Source organism: Kitasatospora sp. GP30 (genome assembly GCF_029892145.1).
GTDB classification, from domain to species: Bacteria; Actinomycetota; Actinomycetes; order Streptomycetales; family Streptomycetaceae; genus Kitasatospora; species Kitasatospora acidiphila.
The window spans coordinates 25,487-46,629 of record NZ_JARZAH010000011.1 but is presented as its reverse complement, the minus strand read 5'-3'; the positions used below and the strand labels follow the sequence as shown (position 1 = coordinate 46,629).

Sequence of the window (21,143 nt, the reverse complement as noted above, 5' to 3'; positions counted from 1 at the left end):
CGTCGGCGGTCACTGGCAGGCCTCGCAGGACTCGGGGTTCTCCAGGGAGCAGGCGATGGCGTCCTGCTCGGCCTGGGTCATGGTGGGGGTGCTCGCGGCGGAGCCGCCGAGCGACGGGGTCGGCGCGGCGGTGCGGGTGGCACCGGAGGCGGCCTGGGCGATCCGGGTGGCCGGGCGCGACCGCAGGTAGTAGGTGGTCTTCAGACCGACCTTCCAGGCGTACGCGTACATCGAGCTCAGCTTGCCGATGGTCGGCGCCGCCATGAACAGGTTCAGCGACTGGCTCTGGTCGATGTACGGCTGCCGGGCGGCGGCCAGGTCGATCAGGGCGCGCTGCGGCAGCTCCCAGGCGGTGCGGTACAGCGAACGCACCTCCTCGGGCAGCCAACTCAGCTCCTGCACCGAGCCGTTGGCGTCGCGCAGGGCGTCCCGGGTCTGCTGGTCCCAGACGCCCAGCTCCTTGAGGTCCTTCACCAGGTACGGGTTGACCTGCAGGAACTCGCCGGACAGGGTCTCGCGCTTGAACAGGTTGGAGACCTGCGGCTCGATGCACTCGTAGACGCCGGCGATCGAGGCGATGGTCGCGGTCGGGGCGATCGCCAGCAGCAGCGAGTTGCGCAGACCGGTCTCGGCGATCCGGGCCCGCAGTTCGGCCCAGCGGTCGGCCCACTGCTGGGTGGCGCCCCCGCTGTGCTGGTCTCCAAAGAAATGGTCGATGTGCAGCTGGCCACGGGCCGCGCGGGTCTCGCCGTACGCCTCGTGGCGGCCGAACTGCTCGGCCAGCTCGCTGGAACGCTGGTAGGCGGCGAGCATGACCCGCTCGGCGATCAGCGTGGACAGCTGCTTGGCCTCGGCGGAGTCGAAGCCCAGGCGCAGCTTGAAGAAGACGTCCTGAAGGCCCATCACACCCAGACCCACCGGCCGCCAGCGGGAGTTGGAGGCGCCGGCCTCCTTGGTCGGGTAGAAGTTGATGTCGATGACCCGGTCCAGGAAGGTCACGGCGGTGCGCACGGTGGCGTCCAGCCGCTCCCAGTCCATCGCGTTCAGCAGGTCGCCGGCCGACGCACCGTCAGCGAGGTGGGCGCCCAGGTTGATCGAGCCCAGGTTGCAGACCGCGGTCTCGGAGTCGTCGGTGACCTCCAGGATCTCGGTGCACAGGTTGGAGGAGTGCACCGTGCGGCCCGGCAGCGCGGTCTGGTTGGCGGCCCGGTTGGAGGCGTCCTTGAAGGTCATCCAGCCGTTGCCGGTCTGCGCCAGGGTGCGCATCATCCGGGCGTACAGGGTCTGCGCCGGGATGGTGCGGACGGCCTTGCCGGCCTGCTCGGCCTTCAGGTAGGCCTCGTCGAACTCCTCGCCCCACAGGTCGACCAGCTCCGGCACGTCGGCCGGGGAGAACAGCGACCAGTCCTGGTTGGCGTTCACCCGGCGCATGAACTCGTCCGGGATCCAGTGCGCCAGGTTGAGGTTGTGGGTCCGGCGGGCCTCCTCGCCGGTGTTGTCGCGCAGTTCGAGGAACTCCTCGATGTCCGCGTGCCAGGTCTCCAGGTAGACGCAGGCCGCGCCCTTGCGCCGGCCGCCCTGGTTGACCGCCGCCACCGAGGAGTCCAGGGTGCGCAGGAACGGCACGATGCCGTTGGACTTGCCGTTGGTGCCGCGGATCAGGCTGCCGCGCGAGCGGATCCGGCTGTAGGACAGGCCGATGCCGCCGGCGTGCTTGGAGAGCCGGGCGATCTGGGCGTAGCGCTCGTAGATCGAGTCCAGGTTGTCCAGCGGGGAGTCCAGCAGGTAGCAGCTGGACATCTGCGGGTGCCGGGTACCGGAGTTGAACAGCGTGGGGGAGCTGGTCAGGTATTCCAGACGGCTCATCAGGCGGTACAGCTCGGCGACCTCGGCCACCGACTGCTCGCTGTCGCCCACCGCGAGGCCGGCCGCCACCCGGAGCAGGAAGTACTGCGGGGTCTCGACCACCTTGCGGGTGATCGGGTGGCGCAGCAGGTAGCGGGACTGCACGGTGCGCAGCCCGAAGTACTCGAAGCGGTCGTCGCCCTTCGGGTCGACCAGCGCGTCGAAGGCGGCCGCGTGCTTGGCCACCAGGTCGGCGGTGGTGTCGCCGATCAGCCCCTCGGCGTGGCCGACGGCGACCGAGGCGGCGAACGAGACGGCGCCCTGGGAGGCGGCCTCGTCGGTGATCTCCTGGGCCAGCAGTCGGGCGGCCAGCTTCGAGTACTGGGGGTCCTCGGCGATCATCGAAGCGGCGGCGTCCACGGCCAGCCCGCGCAGCTCGGCGAAGTCCGAGCCGGCGTGGCGGCCGCGCAGCGCGGCGGCGGCGACGTGGCCGGGGTCCACCTGGGGGAGGTCGGCGCTCCGGTCGGTGAGGAGCCGCAGCAGCTCCGCACCGGGGTCGGACTGGGCGGCGTCGGCGAGCCCCTGTGAGGGCAGGGCAACTGAGGCGGCGACGGTCAAGGCGCACTCTCTCCTGTGACGGCGGACTGGGGGTGTCCGAGCTCACGGAGGCAGGGCAGGCCGACGCGCCGGATCGTCAGGCGCGCATCGCCCCCCTGGCCCACCCGCGAGGCCCGGACGGTGGAACAGTGCTTGCAAGGCCTTGGCGGGAAGGCCGGGTGGCACACCGTCGGCAGGCCCTCGGACTCGCGGGCAGGCGCCCGCACACCGCTGCGGGGCAGTCCCGGATTCGCACCAGGTTCCCCTGCGTCGACAGCGGAAGTGAGCATACATCTAGTGGCGGGTGAGGTTTGCAGGCCCAGATGTAGTGCCGTGGCCCGTGTCGGCCCGCTTGCCGAATGCGAGCGGACTGTGCTCGGCGCGCCCTAGGTACGGACGGTGTCGGCACGTACTAGAGTCATCCCTCGCCAAGGAGTCGAACTGGTTTTCGCGGGGGGTTGGACATGAGGCGTGACCGTTCTCCATCGGCCTGGCAGGGCCGCTCGGTCTGGCGACTGGCCCGATCGGCGGTGGCCGTGCTGGCGCTGCTCGGCGGTGTGCAGAGCGGGCTGGCCGGCACCGCGCAGGCGGCGACGGCGGCATCGCTGTGCACCTCTGCCAACGGCCCGTTCGCCACGGCCACCGTGGGCGGTGGTCTCTACCAGATCATGCCCGACGAGTGGAACTCGTCGGCCGAGGTCTGCATGAGCAGTGACGGCGGTGCCGACTTCACCGTCACCAGCAGTGCTCTCAGCAGCGCCACCAATGCCCAGGCCGGGGCGCCGGGGGCCTATGCGCGGATCTCCTACCTGCCGCGCGCCAACCAACTCCCCACCCCCGTGGCCACCATGGGCGACACCCTGACCAGCTGGCAGACCACCACCGGCGCCCCTGGGCAGTACGACGTGTCCTATGACATCTGGTACGCGGACACCGCCACCGGCTGCGGCCCGACCACGTCGCACGAGCTGATGATCTGGCTCAACCGGCAGCAGGGACCGGTCCCGCTGGGCAGCGCCGGCCCGCAGGTGACCCTCGGCGGTCGGGCCTACCAGGTCTACGAGTACCAGTCGGCGAGCACCGGCAAGCAGGTCATCAGCTACCTGATGACCAACCCGACCAGTTCGGTCTACGACCTCAACCTGCGCACCGTCACCGCCGACGCCGTGGTGCGCGGCTACGTGCCGGCCAACGGTGAACTCTGCTCGGTGCAGGCGGGCTTCGAGATCTGGAACGGTGGCGCGGGGCTGGCCACCAACTCCTTCTCCTACCAGCCGGCCGTCGGCCTGCCGACCGGCAATGTGACGTCCGGGGTCCCGGGCAAGTGCCTCGACGGCGGGGACAACGCGCCCGACCCCGCCGCGACCGCCCTGCCCGCCGACCTGTGGAGCTGCGCCACCACGGCCGGCCAGAGCTGGACGGTCGGCAACGACGGCACCGTCCAGGCGCTCGGCAAGTGCCTGGACGTCACCGGCGGCGCCACCACGCCCGGCACGCCGGTGGAGCTCTGGCCCTGCAACGGCCGCGGCTCGCAGGTGTGGGAGCAGAACGGCAGGACGCTGGTGAACCCGGAGTCCGGCCTCTGCCTCACCGACCCCTCGGCCTCGGCCGCGGACGGCACCCGGCTGGTCCTGTCGACCTGCGGCGCCGCCGGGCAGGACTGGCGCTACCCGTACGGCGGGCAGCCGATCTGGAGCTCGTTCACCAACAAGACCACCAACCTGTGCCTGAGCGGCGGGACCGACAGCCCCGCCTCGGTCTCCCTGCACGGCTGCACCTCCTCGCCCAGCCCGGCGCAGAACTGGCAGTTCGTCAACGACGGCACCCTGCGGGTCTCCACCGGTTCCTGCCTGGACGCCGGCAGCGCCGGGACCGACGGAAGCACCGTCCAGCTGGCCCCGTGCTCCGGCGCGGCCACCCAGCAGTGGCTGCTGTCGCCGGACGGCTACCTGCAGAACCCCGGCTCCGGCAAGTGCCTGGACGACCCGCGCTCCACCGCCGTCCCGGGCACCCCGCTGGACCTGTGGACCTGCAACGGCACCGGCGCCCAGGTCTGGTACTCGGCGGCCTGACCGCGCCATGGGCCGCCGACCGCACTCAGGCTCGCAGCGGCGGCGGCCCATGGCCTACGATTTCGGCTCATGAGCGAGGGGAACCAGACGCCGGCCGGCTGGCCGCAGCAGCCCGCCCAGCCAGGGCCAGCGGGGCCGTCGGCACCGGGCGGTGGATTCGGTCCGCCGCCCGCGTCCTACGGGCCGCCGCAGCCGTCATCGGGCCGGCCGCCGGTCCCGGGGCAGCAGCAGGCCGGCCCGCCCTGGAACGCCGCCGCCCAGCAGCCGGCGCCGCCGGCCTTCGCCGCGCCGGGCGCCGAGTTGGAGCGGCCGGACTGGGAGGCGATGGCCGACGCGCACGAGGTCCAGGCGCGGAAGCGGACCCGGGCGAGGGTGGCGGTCTGGTCGCTGGTCGGCCTGGTGCTGGTCGGTGGCGTGGTCGCCACCGCGGTGGTGCTGACCAAGGACAAGAAGCCGAGCCATCCGGTCACCCAGCCGACCTCCCCGGCATCGCCGGTGATCTCGACCGGCCCGAAGCCGACCGCCTCGACCGGTGGCGGCGGGGACGATCCGAGCAAGCCGCTCTGGGACGCCGCCACCGACAGCGCCCCGATCACCGCCGACAGCCTCTTCCCGGAGCAGACCGTCACCGTGAACGGCGCGACCTGGACCAAGACCGCCGGCACCGTGACCCAGCCCTGCTGGGACGCCACGACCGGTGGACTGGGCTCGGTGCTCGGCGACCAGGCGTGCCGTCAGGTCGTCCGGGTCACCTATGTGTCGGGCAACAGCGCCGTGACCCTGGGCATCGCCGTTTTCGACCACAAAATACAGGCGGACAACTCCCTGAAGAACTACAAGGGCAGCATCATGGGCCTGTCGGCCCAGGGCTCGCCGCAGTTCTGCATCACGGTCGGCTGCACCAACACCCATGGCACGCTGGGGCGGTACGGATACATGACCGTGGAGGGCTCGGCGAAGCCGGGCGGGACCGCGCCGGACGGCAATGCGACGGCGGCGGCCTCCGGTTTCGACGACTACATGAAGAAGCGGCTGATGACGCGAGCCAAGTCGTCCTGACGCACCATCGGGAGATGCCAGGCCAGGGGGGAGTGCCGGGCGCCCGGCATTCGCCTGAGAAGCTTCCCCGGAGCTTGTCGATCCGGAGGAGTGAAGGTGGGACTGCCGCGGCTGTCGCGAACGTGGGCCGGTGCGTTGAGCTGCACCGTGCTGGTGCTGACGGTGGCCGCGGCCTGCGCGCTGGAGGGCGCCAGCCCCGGTGACCGGCCGGCGCCCACCGGGGGGCAGCTCGGCACGGTCCGGGCGCTGCCGCCCGGGGCCGGCGCCGACCTCCTCAAGCGCGACCCCAAGGCCAGCCCGCAGGCCCGCGCGGTCTACCAGTTCCTCGCCGACCTGGAGCAGGGTGCCCGGGCCGGAAAGACGCCGGGCACGGTGATCGGGCAGCACATAGAGGCGCAGAACGAGCTTTACAACGTGGACTACGGGGACTACGAGGGCATCAAGGGCGTCGGCTACTACTACAAGAAGGCCGCCGACATCACGGGCAAGCTGCCGGGGTTCGTGGAGACCGACCTCGGTCCGGGCTACGGCCAGAGCAGTTGGGGAGTGGGCGACCCGCGCACCTATTCCGCCGGCAAGTGGCCCACCTGCTCCTCCAAGTGGCAGTACACCGACGACGAGGTGGACCTGCTGGCCGCCGTCTGGCTGGGCCATCCCAGAGCCCAGGACGGCACCTACGGCACCAGCGGCACCCAGCAGAACTGCGACGGCAGCACCACCACCATCCCCGACAACGGCGGCGCGCCGGCCGGGATCGTGGGCATGTCCTTCCACGAGCCGTACCCGGGCTCGCCGGTCAAGTCGTTCGACCGGGTGCTCTGCCGCAACTCCCCGGCCGCCACCGACCCCGGCTGGTTCTCCAGGGTGGTGGATGCCACGCACAAGACCCCGGAGTACCAGGCCCTGATCCAGGACCTGTCGTACGTGGCCGACCACCTGCAGTACCTCGCCGAGCACGACATCCCGGTGATCTTCCGCCCGTACCACGAGATGAACTCCACCGGCTGCGGCGACGGCTTCTGGTGGTCCGGGCAGAAGCCCGCGGACTACCAGGCGCTGTGGCGGATCACCTACGACTACCTGGTGAAGACCAGGGGACTGCACAACCTCGTCTTCGCCTGGACGCCGGTCTCCTGGGACGGCGCGCCCGGCGTCGACCCGTGGAACTACTACCCGGGTGACCAGTACGTCGACCTGGTCGGGGTGGACGACTACAGCGGCAGCCCCACACACCCGATCGGCACCGGCGAGGTGTGGACCAAGCGGTACTACGACGGCCTGGCGGCCTACAAGAAGCCGCGGATCATGGCCGAGTCCTTCGCCGTGCCGGTCAACTCCCGCCAGCCCGACACCCTGCAGCGCACGCCCTGGACCCTGTGGACGGTCTGGGGGCAGTCCCTGACGTCGGGAAACCTGCACCCCGACGCCATCACCAACTCCAACGCCGATGTGAAGGCGAGCTATGACGCTCCGACGGCGATCACCGGCGGAGCGGCGGCCTACTCCTCGTCCACCGACTGGAGTTCACTGCACGTGAGGTGAGCCCCATAACAATTGGCCTGTGATCGTGGACTCGGGGCCTTCACAACCGGGCCGCTGTGGCACTCTGTGCCTGATATCTGTTCGGGTCCGGGGAGGCAGGCGTGCGTTCGGGGGAACTGGCACCGTCGGGAGCGGTGCGATCGGCGGGCTGGGTGGCGGCCGGCTGGGCCGTGGTGCTGCTCGGCTGGTCGGCCTACAACTGCTTCGTCCAGGTCGGGTTCCTCACCTTCGTCGAGGGCGTCTTCTACTACGGCGGCGACGCCATGAAGGCGGAGACCGGCGACCTCAACTACGCGGTGGCCTACCTGGTCGGCGCTTCCATGATCCTGCGCGGCCGGGACTGGGCGCGCGGGATCCTGGTCGGTGTGGCCCTGGTCGAGGGCTACAACCGGGTGCGGAGCCTGACCGGGGCGCTCTTCGACAAGCCGCAGCGGGTGTGGTTCACCGGCACCACCGAGGGGATGCTCAAACTGCTGACCTTCGGGCTGGGCGTGCTGGTGGCCGGCTTCCTGATCGTCGTGCTGCTCCGCTCGCTGATGGGTGATCGGGCGGTGGCCGGCTGGGCGCCCGCGCCCTCGCAGTGGGCGGCGCCCGCGCAGCCGCCGTTCGCCCCGCAGCCGCCCGCGCCCGCTCCCTGGCCGAGCCAGCAGCCCCAGCCCCAGCCCCAGCCGCCGGCACCCTGGCAGCAGCAGCAGCAGCAGCCTCAGCAGCCGCCTCAGCAGGCGCCGCAGCCGATGCCGCCTCAGGCGCCCCAGCAGGCGCAGCCGCAGTGGGGTGGCCCGGTGCCGCCCGCCCAGCCGTACCCGGCGCCGCCCGCGCCACCGGCCCGGCCGACGGGCGAGCCGACGTCGTTCCTGATCAGGCCCCCCGAGGCCGAGCCGCCGCGCCCGCAAGGGTAGGCTGGCGCACTCTCGATGCGCTGCGACCCCGCCGGATCCTCCGGACCGCGGAGCCGGTTGCCCGACCGCCTTCACGAGGACCACCGACTGCCATGACGATCGCTCCCGCACGCCCTACGCTGACCACCTCCCGTGAGGCGGCGCGTCTTGCCGAACGGCAGCGCGCGTGGAAGCCCCGGGTGATGCCGTTCTACCTGTCGTTCCTGGTGATCTTCGGCTTCTCGATCTGGTCGTTCGAGCCCAACCCGACACCGCTCGGCTGGGCCCTGACGATCATCTGGTCGATGCCGGTGATCGGAGTGCTGATCGGCTTCCAGGGCGTGCTGATGGTGCGTCGACGGTTGCGCCAGGTGGACCGGATGACCCCGGCGGTGCCGGCCGAGGACGACTTCCTGATCGTTCTGGTCCCGACCATCGGCCGCCATGACACCTACCCGGCGCTGGAGCGCTCGGTGCTCTCCTACGTGGAGCACCTGCCGCCGTACTTCCCGTGGATGCGGGTCGACATCCTCACCGAGGAGGGCTGCGCGGCCGCCGAGCAGATCGACGAGCTGGCCGAGCGCAGCCCGCTGATCCGGGTCGTCACCGTGCCGAAGGCCTATCAGACCCCGAACGGCACCAAGTTCAAGGCCCGGGCCAACCACTACTCGCACGAGCTGCGGATCGCCGAGGGCGAGGCCGAGGACGACGTCTGGGTGCTGCACATGGACGACGACACCGGCGTCGGCCCGGACACCGCGGCCGCCACCGCCCAGTTCGTCAACCGCCAGCGCCGGGCCGGCCAGGACGGCAAGCACATGGCCCAGGGGATCCTGACCTACCCCCGGGAGAACGCGGTCAGCACCTTCACCTGGCTCGCCGACGCGATCCGCCCCGCGGACGACATCGCCCGGTTCCGCGCCATGACCGGCACCGGCACCCCGGTGGCCGGCGTGCACGGTGAGCTGCTGCTGATGCGGTCCTCGATCGAGGCCACCATCGGCTGGGACTTCGGCCCGGACACGATCGTCGAGGACGCCCAGCTGGCGCTCAACTTCTGCCTGCGCTACCCGGGCCGCAGCGACTGGTTCAACGGCCGCTGCTACGGCGCCTCGCCGGCCGGGATCAGGGACTTCGTGAAGCAGCGGGAGCGCTGGGCCTGGGGCCTGGTCGCGCTCTGCTTCAACCCGACGATCGCGCTGCGGTTCCGGCTCTTCATCGGCATGGGGATGGTCAGCTGGGTGCTCGGCCCGCTCCAGCACGTCGGGTTGGTGCTGCTGGTCGCCTGGTTCACCGGCAACATGAACACCTCCCCGGTGACCCAGTCGGTGACCCTCGTCTGGGCGCTCAACTTCGCCTACGTGATCTGGACGTACTGGGAGGGGCTGCGGTTGAACGTCGTCGGCTCGGCCCAGCACCGCCGCAAGTGGTGGGAGCCGATGGTCGTGGTGGCGGCCATCCCGCTGTTCTCCTTCATCGAGGGACTGGGCGGGCTGCGCGGCCTGATCAAGTTCCTGCGGCGCGAGGAGAACAAGTTCGTCGTCATCGCAAAGCCGGCCTGACCCATCCGATCGGGACCAACTCTCGTGAAGCGCTACATCGTCTATGTCCTGCCGATCGCCGTGGTGGCCGTGACCGCCGCCGTGCCGGTGCTCTACGGCGACCATCCGATCAACTTCGACCGCGCCAAGAGCGCGTCGACCGTGCTGAAGCCCGGTGCGGGCACCGCGAGTGCCGCCCCGACGGCCCAGCCGGGCGCCACCGCGTCGGCGCAGCCGTCGGCCGACACCGGGCCGAAGGTGGCCAAGCCGTGGCAGGCCGGCATGCCCGAATGGGGCATCCAGGTCTACTGGTTGGACGATCCGGCGGACGCCGACGCCTACGTCCAGGGCAAGGCCGACCGCATCGTGAAGTACGTGGTGGGGCTGAACGCCAACGCCATCGCGGTCTCGTTCCCCTTCTACACCACCGGCCTGCGCGCGAACGCGGTGTCGGCGCACCCGACCACGCCGAGCCCGGACCGGCTGGGCATCCTGATCGACACGGCCCGGCGGGCCGGGCTGAAGGTGACGGTCCGTCCGATCATGGACGAGGCGGCGCTGGACGACCCGGCCGGCGACTGGCGCGGCACCATCGCACCGACCGACCGGGACGCCTGGTTCGGCAGCTACGAGTCGTTCCTGCAGCCGTACCTGAAGAGCGCCCAGAAGCACGGCGCGGCCTCCTTCACGATCGGCACCGAGTTCAACTCGCTGGAGAGCGACGCGCATTGGCAGACCCTGATATCGGACGCCAAGCAGGTCTTCCACGGTGACGTCGGCTATGACGCCAACTGGGACAACTTCACCAGGGGCGACATCCCCGTCCCGGCCGAATCGCAGGGCGTGGACGCCTACTTCCCGGCCAAGTCGGCGACCGACCAGTCACCGGTGTCCACCCTGGTCAACAGCTGGAACACCTGGCTGGACAAGAAGGGCAAGGGGCCGCTGCCGGGCGTCACGCTCTCCGAGGTGGGCATCCCGGCCCAGCAGGGCGCCTACGCCAAGCCGGGCGACTTCACCACCAAGCGGACGGTCAACGAGGCGGTCCAGGCGAAGTGGTTCACCGCCGTCTGCCAGGTGGCCGCGCAGCGCCAGCTCGCCGGGATGTACCTCTGGTCGCTCTACTTCGGGACCGACCCCACGCTGCCGGTGAACGATGACACGCCCCGGATGGACTTCGCGGGGCGGGCGCAGTCGGAGGCGGCGATCCGGCAGTGCTTCTCCGGCAGCTACGAGGTCCCCGAACAGCCCGCCGGCTGAGCCGCGTCCGTCAGGACGACGCGGCCAGCGCGGCGCTGATCTGGTTCTCCAGCCACGGGGTGACCAGTCGGCGCCCGGCCGGGGTCAGGTGCACGCCGTCGCCCGGCGGGTAGATCGCCGCGCCCTTGTCGTCCTCCCACCGGCAGGCGCCCTGCGGGCACAGGAACTCGTTCAGGTCGACGAGCCGGACCGTGCCGTTCGAGGCCTTGATGAAGTCGCCGATCTGCTGGTCGAAGCAGGTGCCCCACTTGCGGTTGATGGCGCCGTTCTCCAGCCGCTCGTTCATCAGCAGCACCTTGGCGCCGGGCGCCTGCTGCCTGATCTGGTTGACGGCGTCGGTGAGCTGGGTGCGGTAGCGGGACTGGTAGGCGGCATCGCACGGGGAGAGCCAGGCGCCGTTCAGGGATTGCTGGGCGGCGTCCCAGCCCAGGTGGAGCAGGACCGCCTTCGGGTTGCCGGTCCTGAGGTCCTTGTTCCACAGGGCCGACCGCTGCCGGCAGTCGGGAGTGGTGTCGAACTCGACCTGGGAGGTGCCGCGCACCTTGTCCGGGTCGAAGATCCCGCAGCCGCTGACGCTGCCGTCCACCACGGCGTACCGGGCGCCGTTCAGGTAGAGCCCGGTGGCCAGGTCGCCCGAGAAGGAGTCGCCGAGCGACACGACCAGCGGCCGGCCGGCGGGGCGCATCTGCTGGGCGACGAACGACGGCAGGTACCAGGAGGCGGCGCCGATCGCCAGCGCGGCCGCGGTCATCAGCGGCACGGCCCGGCTGGGCCGCCAGTCGCGGCGGCGCAGCGCCTCGGTGCCGAAGTGCAGGAAGAGCGCCAGGCCCCAGGTGATCGACCCGCCCACGCCGAACAGCATCGCCGGTGAGACGTCGTCGAGGTGCTGCTGCATCATCCAGTAGACCGGCAGGTGCAGCAGGTAGAGGCTGTAGGACATCCGCCCGGTCAGCACCAGCGGCGGCAGCGAGAGCAGCTTGACCAGCGGCCCGCGCGGGTGGCAGAGGGAGGCGGCCAGCACCGCCACCAGGGCGGCGACGACGGCCAGGCCGCCCTTGTAGAGGAACGGGCTGTGGTAGTTCGGCACCTTGAGGCTCAGCCAGACCACCGCGCCGAGCGCGCCCGCGCCCAGCAGGTTCAGCAGGGCGGTGGTGGCCAGGCTGCCGGAGCCGGCCTTGCCCGCCTTGCGGGAGCGGCCCCGGCCCTGGGCGCTGCCGGCCGAGCGGCGGTTCAGCAGGTGCACCGCGAACGCCGCGGCCGCACCGGCGGCGAAGGCGACCGCGCGGGTCTCGGTGCCGAGGTAGAGGCGGTCGCTGTTGCTGCCGTTCCACAGCAGCGGGGCCACCGCGGCCGAGGCACCGAACAGCACGAAGACGGCGACGGCCGTGGCCCCCAGCGAGCGGCGGAAGAGCACGAAGAGCAGGCCGAGCAGCAGCGGCCAGACCACGTAGAACTGCTCGGTGATGCTCAGCGACCACATCGCGGCGAACGGGGTGATGCCGGCGAAGTGCTCCCAGTACGCACTGCCGTTGGCGATCTGGGACCAGTTGGCGTACTGCAGCAGCGCGGACAGGGCCTGGGGCTTGAGGGTCTGGGCGTCCCGCAGCGGGCTGAACAGCGCGGCCAGGACCAGCACCGCGGCCAGGGTGAACAGCAGGCCGGGGAGCAGCCGCTTGGCACGCCGGCGGTAGAAGCGGCCCAGCGCGATGCGGCCGCGCCGCTCCAGCTCGCGGATCAGGATCAGGGTGACCAGGAAGCCGGAGAGCACGAAGAACGCGTCCACACCGAACAGGCCGTCCTGGAACCAGTTGGTGTGGTAGAGCAGCACGGAGATGATGGCCACGCCCCGCAGGCCGTCAACGGCCGTGTAGCGCAGCGACGGTGACGCTGCCGCGGCTTCGGCGCGCCGCGGCGGGGGCACGACCGGTGCCTCGGCCTTGAAGTCGACCGGCGGACTCGCCGGTCGCAGACCGGCCGCGACGGCGGCCTCCCGAGCCGCCCGCATCTGCTGCAGGGTCGGTCCGGACCCGGAGGGCTCCCGGCGCGCGGTGGGCGCTTGATGCATGAGGAGATACTCCTGTGACGGACGGCCAGACGGCGGTTTCTGAACGCTCGATCATAGGGGCATATCAAAGGATCTTCGCTGCCCGGGGTGGGCGAGCGGGACCCGGGGGTGGGCTCAGAACCGCATGGTGTACACCCACAGCTCGACCTCCGGCACCGGCCGCCAGTCGCGCTCGGGGGTGCGGCGGAAGCCGACCCGCTCGTAAACGCGGTGGGCGGCGGTCATCCGGGGCTGGGTGGAGAAGGCCATGCCGGCCAGGCCGAGCTCCCTGCTGCGGGCCATCGCGGCGCGCACCAGGGCCTCGCCGACCCCGCGGCCCCGGGCGGCGGCCGCGGTGGCGAGCATCCGTATCTCGCCCTCCCCGGGAGTGGCGATGTCGGCCCACTCCGTGCCGCCGACCGCGAAGGTCACGCAGCCGAGCACCTGGTCGACGGCGTCGACGGCGACCAGCAGTTCGGCCTCGGCGGCGCGGCGGGCGGCGTCACGCAGCAGGTTCACATACGGGCCGGCGGGGTCGACGTGCCCGTCTCCGACGAACGCCTCGACGGTCACCTCGCCCGCGGGACGCAGATCGGCTTCGGTCGCGGGGCGGATGCGGAAGTCCATCGGACTAGTGTGCCAAAGTGCAGGTCAGAGGCGGCGGGGAGGGTTCCGCGCAGCCGGTCCGGGTTGGGTGGCCCGGCGGTGGCGGTGGCGGCGGCGGCAGTCGCAGGCGTCGGGGCAGCGTGCAGGCGGTCGGGTCGGGCCGGGTCGACCGGATAGCCGCCCGGGCGCTGCCAGCTGTCGCGGCCGAGCCGGGCGGTGCGGTCCACATCGCGGCCGACCAGGTAGCCGAGCAGCCCGATCCCGGTGACCAGGCCGAGTACGGCGAGTGCGCTCGCCAGCGTGGAAGAGGTCATGCCCCCACTCTTCCGGCCGCTCCGGAGCCCCACGAGTGGCAGGAACGCCATACTCCGTCGAATTGCTGCCAGTGGCGCGCTAGGCTGCCGGGCATGTTGCGAGACGTGGTCGCGGTCGTGCTGGAGGAGGTCCACCCCTTCGAACTCGGGGTGGCCTGCGAGGTGTTCGGGCTGGACCGGAGTGAACAGGGCCTACCGGTCTACGACTTCGCGATCGCCGCCGACCGGCCCGGCGCGGTGCGCACCCACGCCGGCTTCAGCATCGACGTGCCGCACGGCGTGGAGCGGCTGGCCACCGCCGACCTGGTGGTGGTGACGGCCGTCGGGATCAAGTCCGACTACCCGCCCGAGCTGTGCATGGCCCTGCGGGACGTGGTGGAGCGCGGCGCCCGGGTGCTCTCGATCTGCAGCGGCGCCTTCCTGCTCGGCGCCGCCGGGCTGCTGGACGGGCGGCGCAGCACCACCCACTGGCGCTACACCGACCACCTGGCCGAGCGCTTCCCGCTGACCACCATCGAGCCGGACGTGCTCTACGTCGACGAGGATCCGGTGATCACCTCGGCGGGTACGGCGGCCGGCATCGATGCCTGTCTGCACCTGGTCCGCAAGCTCCAGGGCGCCGAGGTGGCCCGGGGCATCGCCCGCCGCATGGTGGTGGCCGCGCACCGGGACGGCGGCCAGGCCCAGTACGTCGACCGCCCGCTCCCGGACCGGCCGTCCACCACCTCCTTCGGCACGGTCCTCGACTGGATGCGCGAGGAACTCGACCGCGACTGGACCGTGGACCAGCTGGCCGCCCGCGCCCACATGGCTCCCCGCACCTTCGCCCGCCGCTTCCACCAGGAGACCGGCACCACCCCGCTGCGCTGGCTGATCGGCCAGCGCGTCCTCTACGCCCAGCGCCTCCTGGAGGAGACCGACCACCCCGTGGAGACCGTCGCCACCCGCGTCGGCTTCGGCAACGCGGCCACCCTGCGCCACCACTTCGGCCGCTGGGTGGGGACGACACCGCTGGCCTACCGCCGGGCGTTCGGCTGCGACCTGGCGCGGGGCGCCCGCTGATCCCCGAGCGCGAGCCGGCCGCGGGTGGTGGGGCACCCGCGGCCGGCGTTCAGGGCGTGGTGCGTCAGACCGGCAGCGACCAGGCCTGGTTGGCCTGGTGGCTGCCGCAGGTCCAGGTGTCCAGGCGGGTGGCGTCGGCGGTGCCGCCGCCGTAGACGTCGAGGCAGAGGCCGGAGGCGGCGTTGACCAGGGTGCCGTCGGGTCGGGCGGCCCAGGACTGGCCGCCGGTGGTGCCGCAGCCGTTCAGGGTGGCCCAGGAACCGGCCGAAGTGCCGGAGGCGGTGAGGCACTTGCCGAGGGTGCGGATGGTGCCGTCGGACGGGAGGGTCCACTGCTGGTTGGGGTTGCCGGTGCAGGTGTAGAGGATCACCGGGTTGCCGTCGGTCGTCGAACTGTTGGAGTCGTCAGCGCACTTGGCACCGCTACCGGTCAACTGGCCGGTGGGGACGGGGGTGGTGCAGCCGTGCGGGGTGAGCCGCCAGACGGCGGTGCCGTGGGCCGGCACGGTGCCGGTCAGCGAGCCGGAGACCGTCGACCTCGCCCCGGTCCAGAGGTCCTTGGCGCTCACCGTGCAGCCCGGCAGGCCCACCGAGGCCAGCGCGACCGACACCGGCAGCGCACCCGACGTCCGGTTGAGCACCGAGACCGCCCGGTCCCCGTTGGCAAGTGGCTTGGCCAGCACGTCGGTTGAGCCGTTGGTAGCGACCACCCCGGCCTGCTTGCCCAGCGAGTCCTGGTCGAGCGCGATCAGGTCGGTGTTGCCGAGGGCGGCGAGCCCGGCGGGGGAGAGGTTGGCGACGTCGGAGGAGAGGATCATCGGCGCGGCCATCATCGACCAGAGCGCGACCTGGCTGCGGGCCTCGTCGTTGCTCAACCCCGGGTCGCCGGCGATCAGGAAGTCGGGGTCGTTCCAGTTGCCGGGCTTGGCGTAGCGGCCGATCCAGCGGTTGTAGCCGTAGTTGCTCAGCACCGAGTTCCACCGCGAGGCGTTCGGGCTGCTCGCGTCATAGGTGGCGATGTCCCAGCCCTCGCGCCAGAGTTGGCCGTCGCCGCCGACCCAGCCCAGTACCGAGAACCAGCTCGGGTTGCCCCACTCGCCGCTCTGGAAGTAGGCGGGCGCCGACTCCGAGAAGGTGATCGCCCGTCCACTGCCCGCCAGGGCGGTGGCCTCGGCGTCATAGGCCTGGCGGTAGGCCTGCTCCTGGGTCTGGCCGGTGGCGGTGTAGACGTTGCAGCCGTCCAGCTTGAGGTAGTCCACGCCCCAGGCGGCGAAGTCGGCCGCGTCCTCGGCGAAGTGGTCGGCGCCGCCGCCGGAGGGCCGGCCGCTGCCGGGGTAGCCGCCGCAGGTGCTGGAGCCGGCGTCCTCGTAGATGCCGAACTTCAGGCCCCTGCTGTGCAGATAGCTGCCCAGCCAGGCCATGCCGTGCGGGAACTTGACCGGGTCGGCGACCAGGTGGCCGCCTGCGTCGCGGCTGCTCGCCATCCAGCAGTCGTCGACGGTGACGGTGGTGTAGCCCTTGGCGGCCAGGCCGCTGCTGACCAACGCGTCGGCGTTGCCGGTGATGGTCTGCTCGGTGATGCCGCACTGGTAGTGCGCCCAGTCGTTCCAGCCCATCGGCGGGGTGGCGGCCAGTGCGGGGGTGTGAGTGGTGGGAGTGGTGTGAGCGGTTTGAGTGGCGGCCGCCGCCGAGGACGGGCTGCTCACCAGCAGCGGTGCGGCGACCAGGCAGGCGGACGTCAGCAGAACGTGGAGGGTGCGGCGTACTGAGGGCACGACGAGCTCCTTCCGTTGAGGGGACGGGGTCCTGTGCGCGACTAGTGCACCGTTGTTGCGCGTTAGCGTCAATAGGGCGGTGAAAACGAGCAGGAATGAGCAAAGATCACCCCGGCTTGCCAAAAGTACTTTTGCACCGCGAAAGTAGATGTCGTGCTGACAAGGAGTCAGCGCCGCAGTGTCGATTCCAGGGGGAACCATGTCCGTCTCCGACGACCCGTCAGCCGCGGCCGCCGCGCTCGGCGTCTACCGCCAGGCGCGCGCCGCCGCCGTCGCGCCCCGCCCGACCCCGGCCTGGTATCCGCCGGCCCGCGGGATCCTGGGTGGCATCGCCTACATCGCGGCGCCGTTCGTGTTCGCCGCCGACCATCCGGCGATCTGGCTGCGGGTCCTGGTCATCGTCGCCGGGGTGGCGTTCATCGCCGTGCACACGGCGGCGGCCCGGCCCGGTGGGGTGCTGGTGCTGCCCAAGGACCACCCGTACCGGAAGGAGCGGCTGCGCGGCCATCTGGTCAGCATGGCTCTCTGGGGCGCGAGTTGGCTGACCGCCATCCCGTTCGGCTGGCAAACCGGTGCCGTCGTCTCGGGGTTGGTGCTCGGCGGCTACCTGTGGTTCGACAGCGCCCGGGAGCGCGCGCGGGCGATCCGCGCATGAGCGGCCCCAGAGTCGACGAGGTCATCCACCACCCGACCCGGCTCGCCCTGGTCGGCTTCCTCTCCGGTTGCCACGAGGCCGAGTTCGGCGCGGTCCGCGACTACTGCGGGATCTCCGACGCCAGCGTCAGCCGGATCGTCTCGGCGCTGGAGGAGGCCGGCTACGTCAAGGTGCGCAAGGGGTACGTCGGCAAGCGCCCGCGCACCTGGCTGGCTCTCACCCCGGCGGGCCGCACCGCGCTGGCCGACCACCTGGCGGCGCTCCAGGCCATCGTGGACAGCGCGGCCCGCGCGGCGGCCCAGCCGCCGCAGGCCTGAGCAGGCCGGTGCGGGCGACGGCAGTCCCCATCCAACTGCCGTGGCCTGCAGCGGGGTTCAGTCGTTCCGCGCGGCCTCGGGGCCGGTGATCCGCCGCAGCAGCGGCAGGGTGGACCCGATCACCCCGAGCGATGCCGCCAGCCCGCCGACCACCATCACGTAGTACGACGCACCGGGCGAGCGCACCGAGTAGTCCATCTGCGCTTTCAGGAACAGCTCGGCCGCCAGGAACCCCATGCCGATCGCCACCGCCGACACCACCAGCAGCGGCATCGCGCTCTCCAGCAGCACCGTCCGGCGCAGCACCCTCAGCTGCACGCCCGTCAGCCGCAGCAGGCTGAACGGCCGCCTGCGCTCGCTGAGCCCGCCGGCGACGCCGACCGCCAGGCTGCACCCGGCGACCACCAGGCTGGCCATGGTGACCGTGTTGGCCAGCCGCTGGAACGAGCTCAACTGGCCCTGTGCCTGGGTGCGGTACTCGCTCAGCGTCCACGGGGACATCGCGCGGCCGGGATAAGTGTCCTCCAGCAGGGTCCGCACCTGCTCCTCGGTGGCGGCGGAGCCGTTGGTGCCGACCACCACGTCGAGCACCGGCAGGCTATCCAGCTGCGTGACCGGCACGGCGGAAGTCGCCCACTGCTGCGGCCAGTTGCCTCCGATGTCGATCCCGAACCCGTCGAAGGTCGCCGCCGTGGTGGCGGTCTGGGCGCCCGCCGCGCAGGTGTGGAACAGCGGGGTACTGGCCAACTGCTCGCAGGAGGCCAGCCCGCCCTGGCGCGTCGGCTCGCCGGGCCCTTGGCGCTCCGTGGGGTCGGTGGTGCCGGTCGGATCGGTGTGGATCACGGTCATCCCGGTCACCCCCGGAATCGTTCGCAACTGCGCCGCCACCGAAGCCGGTAGCGGCTTCTGTGCGCCGGTCGGCTTTCCGTCGTCCCCCCACCCGGTCATATAGGAGCCGAGCACGGTGTGGTCGATGGTCGCACTGGCACTGGCGGTGTAGATCTTGGGCAGCCCGCGCTCGGCGGTGATCGCGGTGATGACGGCGACCGATCCGGTGGTGACGCAGAGCGCCAGGACCAGCCCGCCGACCGAGCGGAACCCGGCCTTGGGGTCGTCGGCCAGCCGGCGCCCGGCGATCAGCACGGCCGGGTCGCTGCTGCGCCCGACCATCAGCCGCGCGCCCGCCATGGTCAGCCACGGTCCGGCGTAGACCAGGCCGCCGAGGACCAGCACCATGCCGGGGGTGAACGCCATCGACTGCCCGGCCGAGGTGGGCGGCCGTCGGCCGATGAAGAACGCCAGCTCCGCGACGCCCAGCAGCATCGGCAGCAGCCGCCAGGCCCTGGGCGGCGGGGGCGTGACGCGCCGGGCCACCCCGAGCGGCGAAACCCGCACCCGGGCCAGCGCGACCCCGGCCGCGAGGGCGGCCGCGACCGGCACTCCGAGGATGACCAGTAGCACGTCCCAGAGGTTGAGCGACAGGTCGCCGAGGAAGAACGGCGTACCGGTGAAGTTCATCTTCACCAGTGCCAGCCGGATCGGTACGAAGACCGCGAAGCCGATCGCCACGCCGACCGCGGCGGCCAGCGCGGCCTCCGTGGTGGCGAGCATCGAGACCTGCCGCGGGGTGGCGCCGACCAGCCGCATCGCCGCGAACCGGTACTCCCGGCGGGCAGCGGACAGCCGGGTCGCCATGCCGACCAGGATCAGCACCGGGAAGATCAGCGCTCCGGCCGTCACCGAGAGCATCAGGATCACCGAGCTGCCCTTGGGGCCGACCGGGCAGTCGTCGCAGTTGGTCGACGGGGTGGTCATGATCGAGGTGATCTCGTGCGAGCCGTCCGCGGCCTGGACTTCAGCCGGGGTGCGGCCCACCACGATGACCAGTGAATCGGGGCCGGGCAGGGCGGTTGAGCCGATGGTGCCCACCAGGTGGCCGGGGTAGCGGTCGGCCAGTTGGTCGCTGGGAGTGGCGGCCAGCAGCTTGGCGAGTGCGGGCGAAGCGTAGTACTCGCCGGGGGCGGGCAGCTTCGGAATCCCGGGCGGCACCGGCGAGTTGGCGCCGGTGGCGGCCACGTCCACCCGGCCGATCCGGTTGCCCTGGTAGGCGTCGCCACTGAGCTGCCACCAGAGTGGGTCCACACCGCTGCGCGGGGTGTCGGTGGAGTGCGCGCTGTTGAGCCAGGAGTAGCGCCCGTCCTGGCTGTTCACGCCGTTGATCGCGGCCAGCATGCCGAGCAGCAGGCCGACCCCGGCCGCGACGGCGCACGCGATCACGATCAGCCTGGCCAGCGCCTCCCGACCGCCGGCCATGGCCAACCGGACGCCGAGGCTGATCACGACGCCATCCGTTCGGCGGTGAGGCCGGTCACTTTGCCGTCCCGGACGATGACTTCACGGTCCGCGCAAGCGGCCACCCGGGCTTCGTGGGTGACCACCACGACCGTGGTGCCGTGCTCGCGGGCAGTGGAGACCAGCAGGTCCATCACCTGCTCGCCGGTGAGCGAGTCCAGCGCGCCGGTCGGCTCGTCGGCGAAGATGACGTCCGGCCGGGTGACCATGGCCCTGGCCAGCGCGACGCGTTGGGCCTGACCGCCGGACAACTCCCCGGAGCGGCGGGCCTCCAGGCCGTCCAACCCGAGCCGCCCGAACCAGGTCCGGGCCTCGGCGAGCGCGGCCGCCCGCTTGCGGCCGCCCAGCAGCAGCGGCAGCGCCACGTTCTCCTCGGCGGTCAGCTCGGGCACCAACTGGCCGAACTGGAAGACGAATCCGAACCGGTCCCGGCGCAGCTCGCTGCGCTCCGCCTCGCGCATGGTGTCGAGGCGGCACCCGGCGAAGTGGATCTCCCCGGCGTCGGGGGTGAGGATGCCGGCCAGGCAGTGCAGCAGGGTCGACTTGCCGGAGCCGCTGGGGCCCATGATCGCCAGGATCTCGCCGGTCATGACGGTGAGGTCGGCGCCGCGCAGGGCGGGCGTCTGCCCGAAGGACAGCTCCAGCCCGCGGGCCTCCAGGACGACGGCGGTCATCCGCGCACCTCCTCGGCGAGCTGGCCGAGCCGGGCCGCGGTCTGGTCGATCCAGCGCAGGTCGGCTTCCAGGTGGAAGAGGCCGTGGTCGGCCAGCAGCCGGTCCACCAGCGGCCCGCTGCGCCGCACTTCGGTGAGCTCGCGCATCCGGCGCATATGCGACAGGCGCTGGGCGTCGAGGTAGCCGGCGGCGTCGCGGTCGAGCAGCAGCGCCAGGACCACCTTGGTGAACAGCACGGTCTGCAGGTGCGGTTCGGGGTCGGCGGGCTCGGCGAGCCAGTCGTGCAGCTCGACCGCGCCGGTGTCGGTGATCACGTACTTCTTGCGGTCGGGGCCGGTGCCGGGACCGACCTCGTCCATCACCACCTTGCCGTCCCGGGCGAGCCGCCCGAGGGTCGAGTAGACCTGGCCGGGCGGCAGCGGCTTGTCGCGGCCGAAGAGGCTGTCGTAGTCGCGCTTGAGGTCGTAGCCGTGGCTCGGAGCCCGTTCCAGCAGCCCGAGTAACGCGAGGGGAACTGTCATGACTGAGTATCTACACTCAGTATCTACTCG

Annotated in this window: 17 protein-coding genes and 1 riboswitch; of the genes, 9 read left to right on the top strand and 8 right to left on the bottom strand. The window is 71.7% G+C overall.

The genetic code is table 11. The annotated features are described in order from the left end of the window. Positions 1 to 9: 9 nt before the first annotated feature. Positions 10 to 2,463: a ribonucleoside-diphosphate reductase subunit alpha gene (locus P3T35_RS18350; protein ID WP_101382139.1), complete on the bottom strand. Its 2,454-nt coding sequence runs from the start codon at positions 2,461 to 2,463 to the stop codon at positions 10 to 12. A 153-nt stretch (positions 2,464 to 2,616) separates the two neighbouring features. After that, a riboswitch (cobalamin riboswitch) is annotated at positions 2,617 to 2,739 on the bottom strand. Between the two features lie 167 nt (positions 2,740 to 2,906). On the opposite strand from P3T35_RS18350, the gene P3T35_RS18345 reads away from it, so the two are divergent. The 6 genes from P3T35_RS18345 (at position 2,907) to P3T35_RS18320 (ending at position 10,794) form a co-directional block, all read left to right on the top strand. Then, positions 2,907 to 4,514, top strand: coding sequence for a ricin-type beta-trefoil lectin domain protein (locus P3T35_RS18345; protein WP_101382140.1), 1,608 nt, complete (start codon positions 2,907 to 2,909; stop codon positions 4,512 to 4,514). A 69-nt stretch (positions 4,515 to 4,583) separates the two neighbouring features. Continuing rightward, positions 4,584 to 5,573: a hypothetical protein gene (locus tag P3T35_RS18340; RefSeq protein ID WP_101382141.1), complete on the top strand. Its 990-nt coding sequence runs from the start codon at positions 4,584 to 4,586 to the stop codon at positions 5,571 to 5,573. Between the two features lie 96 nt (positions 5,574 to 5,669). Beyond that, positions 5,670 to 7,115, top strand: coding sequence for a glycosyl hydrolase (locus tag P3T35_RS18335; protein WP_143676895.1), 1,446 nt, complete (start codon positions 5,670 to 5,672; stop codon positions 7,113 to 7,115). A gap of 101 nt (positions 7,116 to 7,216) precedes the next feature. After that, positions 7,217 to 8,014 carry a hypothetical protein gene (locus P3T35_RS18330; RefSeq protein ID WP_143676896.1) on the top strand — a complete coding sequence of 266 codons (798 nt, stop codon included), beginning with the start codon at positions 7,217 to 7,219 and terminating at the stop codon, positions 8,012 to 8,014. Positions 8,015 to 8,106: 92 nt separating this feature from the next. Next, positions 8,107 to 9,555: a glycosyltransferase family 2 protein gene (locus P3T35_RS18325; protein WP_228718181.1), complete on the top strand. Its 1,449-nt coding sequence runs from the start codon at positions 8,107 to 8,109 to the stop codon at positions 9,553 to 9,555. 24 nt (positions 9,556 to 9,579) lie between these two features. Further along, entirely contained in the window at positions 9,580 to 10,794 is a 1,215-nt protein-coding gene (locus P3T35_RS18320) for a hypothetical protein (protein ID WP_101382144.1), read from the top strand. A gap of 10 nt (positions 10,795 to 10,804) precedes the next feature. On the opposite strand, the gene P3T35_RS18315 is transcribed toward P3T35_RS18320, so the two are convergent. The 3 genes from P3T35_RS18315 to P3T35_RS18305 form a co-directional block, all read right to left on the bottom strand. Beyond that, entirely contained in the window at positions 10,805 to 12,859 is a 2,055-nt protein-coding gene (locus tag P3T35_RS18315) for an acyltransferase family protein (RefSeq protein ID WP_101382145.1), read from the bottom strand. 114 nt (positions 12,860 to 12,973) lie between these two features. Beyond that, entirely contained in the window at positions 12,974 to 13,465 is a 492-nt protein-coding gene (locus tag P3T35_RS18310; RefSeq protein ID WP_101382146.1) for a GNAT family N-acetyltransferase, read from the bottom strand. Beyond that, on the bottom strand, positions 13,408 to 13,758 hold the full coding sequence (locus P3T35_RS18305; RefSeq protein WP_101382147.1) for a hypothetical protein: 351 nt from the start codon (positions 13,756 to 13,758) through the stop codon (positions 13,408 to 13,410). The genes P3T35_RS18310 and P3T35_RS18305 overlap by 58 nt, the downstream gene beginning before the upstream one ends. 93 nt (positions 13,759 to 13,851) lie before the next feature. On the opposite strand from P3T35_RS18305, the gene P3T35_RS18300 reads away from it, so the two are divergent. Further along, positions 13,852 to 14,820: a helix-turn-helix domain-containing protein gene (locus P3T35_RS18300; RefSeq protein WP_101382148.1), complete on the top strand. Its 969-nt coding sequence runs from the start codon at positions 13,852 to 13,854 to the stop codon at positions 14,818 to 14,820. Positions 14,821 to 14,884: 64 nt separating this feature from the next. Here P3T35_RS18300 and P3T35_RS18295 read toward each other — a convergent pair whose 3' ends face one another. Further along, complete coding sequence (locus P3T35_RS18295; RefSeq protein WP_280706810.1) at positions 14,885 to 16,594, bottom strand: ricin-type beta-trefoil lectin domain protein; 1,710 nt, start codon at positions 16,592 to 16,594, stop codon at positions 14,885 to 14,887. A gap of 199 nt (positions 16,595 to 16,793) precedes the next feature. Here P3T35_RS18295 and P3T35_RS18290 point away from each other — a divergent pair, with 199 nt between their 5' ends. Together P3T35_RS18290 and P3T35_RS18285 are read left to right on the top strand one after the other, a co-directional pair. After that, the gene (locus P3T35_RS18290; RefSeq protein WP_101382150.1) at positions 16,794 to 17,249 is read left to right on the top strand and encodes a hypothetical protein; all 456 of its coding nucleotides are present in this window, start codon (positions 16,794 to 16,796) and stop codon (positions 17,247 to 17,249) included. Further along, entirely contained in the window at positions 17,246 to 17,566 is a 321-nt protein-coding gene (locus P3T35_RS18285) for a transcriptional regulator (RefSeq protein WP_101382151.1), read from the top strand. Before P3T35_RS18290 ends, P3T35_RS18285 begins: the two co-directional genes overlap by 4 nt. Before the next feature lie 57 nt (positions 17,567 to 17,623). Here P3T35_RS18285 and P3T35_RS18280 read toward each other — a convergent pair whose 3' ends face one another. The 3 genes from P3T35_RS18280 to P3T35_RS18270 are packed head-to-tail and all read right to left on the bottom strand — an operon-like array spanning position 17,624 to position 21,113. Further along, a complete protein-coding gene (locus P3T35_RS18280; protein ID WP_101382152.1) occupies positions 17,624 to 19,906 on the bottom strand; it encodes an FtsX-like permease family protein in 2,283 nt (760 codons plus the stop codon). After that, the gene (locus P3T35_RS18275) at positions 19,903 to 20,592 is read right to left on the bottom strand and encodes an ABC transporter ATP-binding protein (protein ID WP_101382153.1); all 690 of its coding nucleotides are present in this window, start codon (positions 20,590 to 20,592) and stop codon (positions 19,903 to 19,905) included. The genes P3T35_RS18280 and P3T35_RS18275 overlap by 4 nt, the downstream gene beginning before the upstream one ends. Continuing rightward, on the bottom strand, positions 20,589 to 21,113 hold the full coding sequence (locus tag P3T35_RS18270) for a PadR family transcriptional regulator (protein ID WP_101382154.1): 525 nt from the start codon (positions 21,111 to 21,113) through the stop codon (positions 20,589 to 20,591). Before P3T35_RS18270 ends, P3T35_RS18275 begins: the two co-directional genes overlap by 4 nt. Positions 21,114 to 21,143: the final 30 nt, after the last annotated feature.

Coding starts and splice junctions, on each gene's coding strand:
- P3T35_RS18345 (WP_101382140.1), top strand. CDS start 2,907: ATGAGGCGTGACCGTTCTCCATCGGCCTGGCAGGGCCGCTCGGTCTGG.
- P3T35_RS18340 (WP_101382141.1), top strand. CDS start 4,584: ATGAGCGAGGGGAACCAGACGCCGGCCGGCTGGCCGCAGCAGCCCGCC.
- P3T35_RS18325 (WP_228718181.1), top strand. CDS start 8,107: ATGACGATCGCTCCCGCACGCCCTACGCTGACCACCTCCCGTGAGGCG.
- P3T35_RS18315 (WP_101382145.1), bottom strand. CDS start 12,859: ATGCATCAAGCGCCCACCGCGCGCCGGGAGCCCTCCGGGTCCGGACCG.
- P3T35_RS18310 (WP_101382146.1), bottom strand. CDS start 13,465: ATGGACTTCCGCATCCGCCCCGCGACCGAAGCCGATCTGCGTCCCGCG.
- P3T35_RS18305 (WP_101382147.1), bottom strand. CDS start 13,758: ATGACCTCTTCCACGCTGGCGAGCGCACTCGCCGTACTCGGCCTGGTC.
- P3T35_RS18300 (WP_101382148.1), top strand. CDS start 13,852: ATGTTGCGAGACGTGGTCGCGGTCGTGCTGGAGGAGGTCCACCCCTTC.
- P3T35_RS18290 (WP_101382150.1), top strand. CDS start 16,794: ATGTCCGTCTCCGACGACCCGTCAGCCGCGGCCGCCGCGCTCGGCGTC.
- P3T35_RS18285 (WP_101382151.1), top strand. CDS start 17,246: ATGAGCGGCCCCAGAGTCGACGAGGTCATCCACCACCCGACCCGGCTC.
- P3T35_RS18275 (WP_101382153.1), bottom strand. CDS start 20,592: ATGACCGCCGTCGTCCTGGAGGCCCGCGGGCTGGAGCTGTCCTTCGGG.
- P3T35_RS18270 (WP_101382154.1), bottom strand. CDS start 21,113: ATGACAGTTCCCCTCGCGTTACTCGGGCTGCTGGAACGGGCTCCGAGC.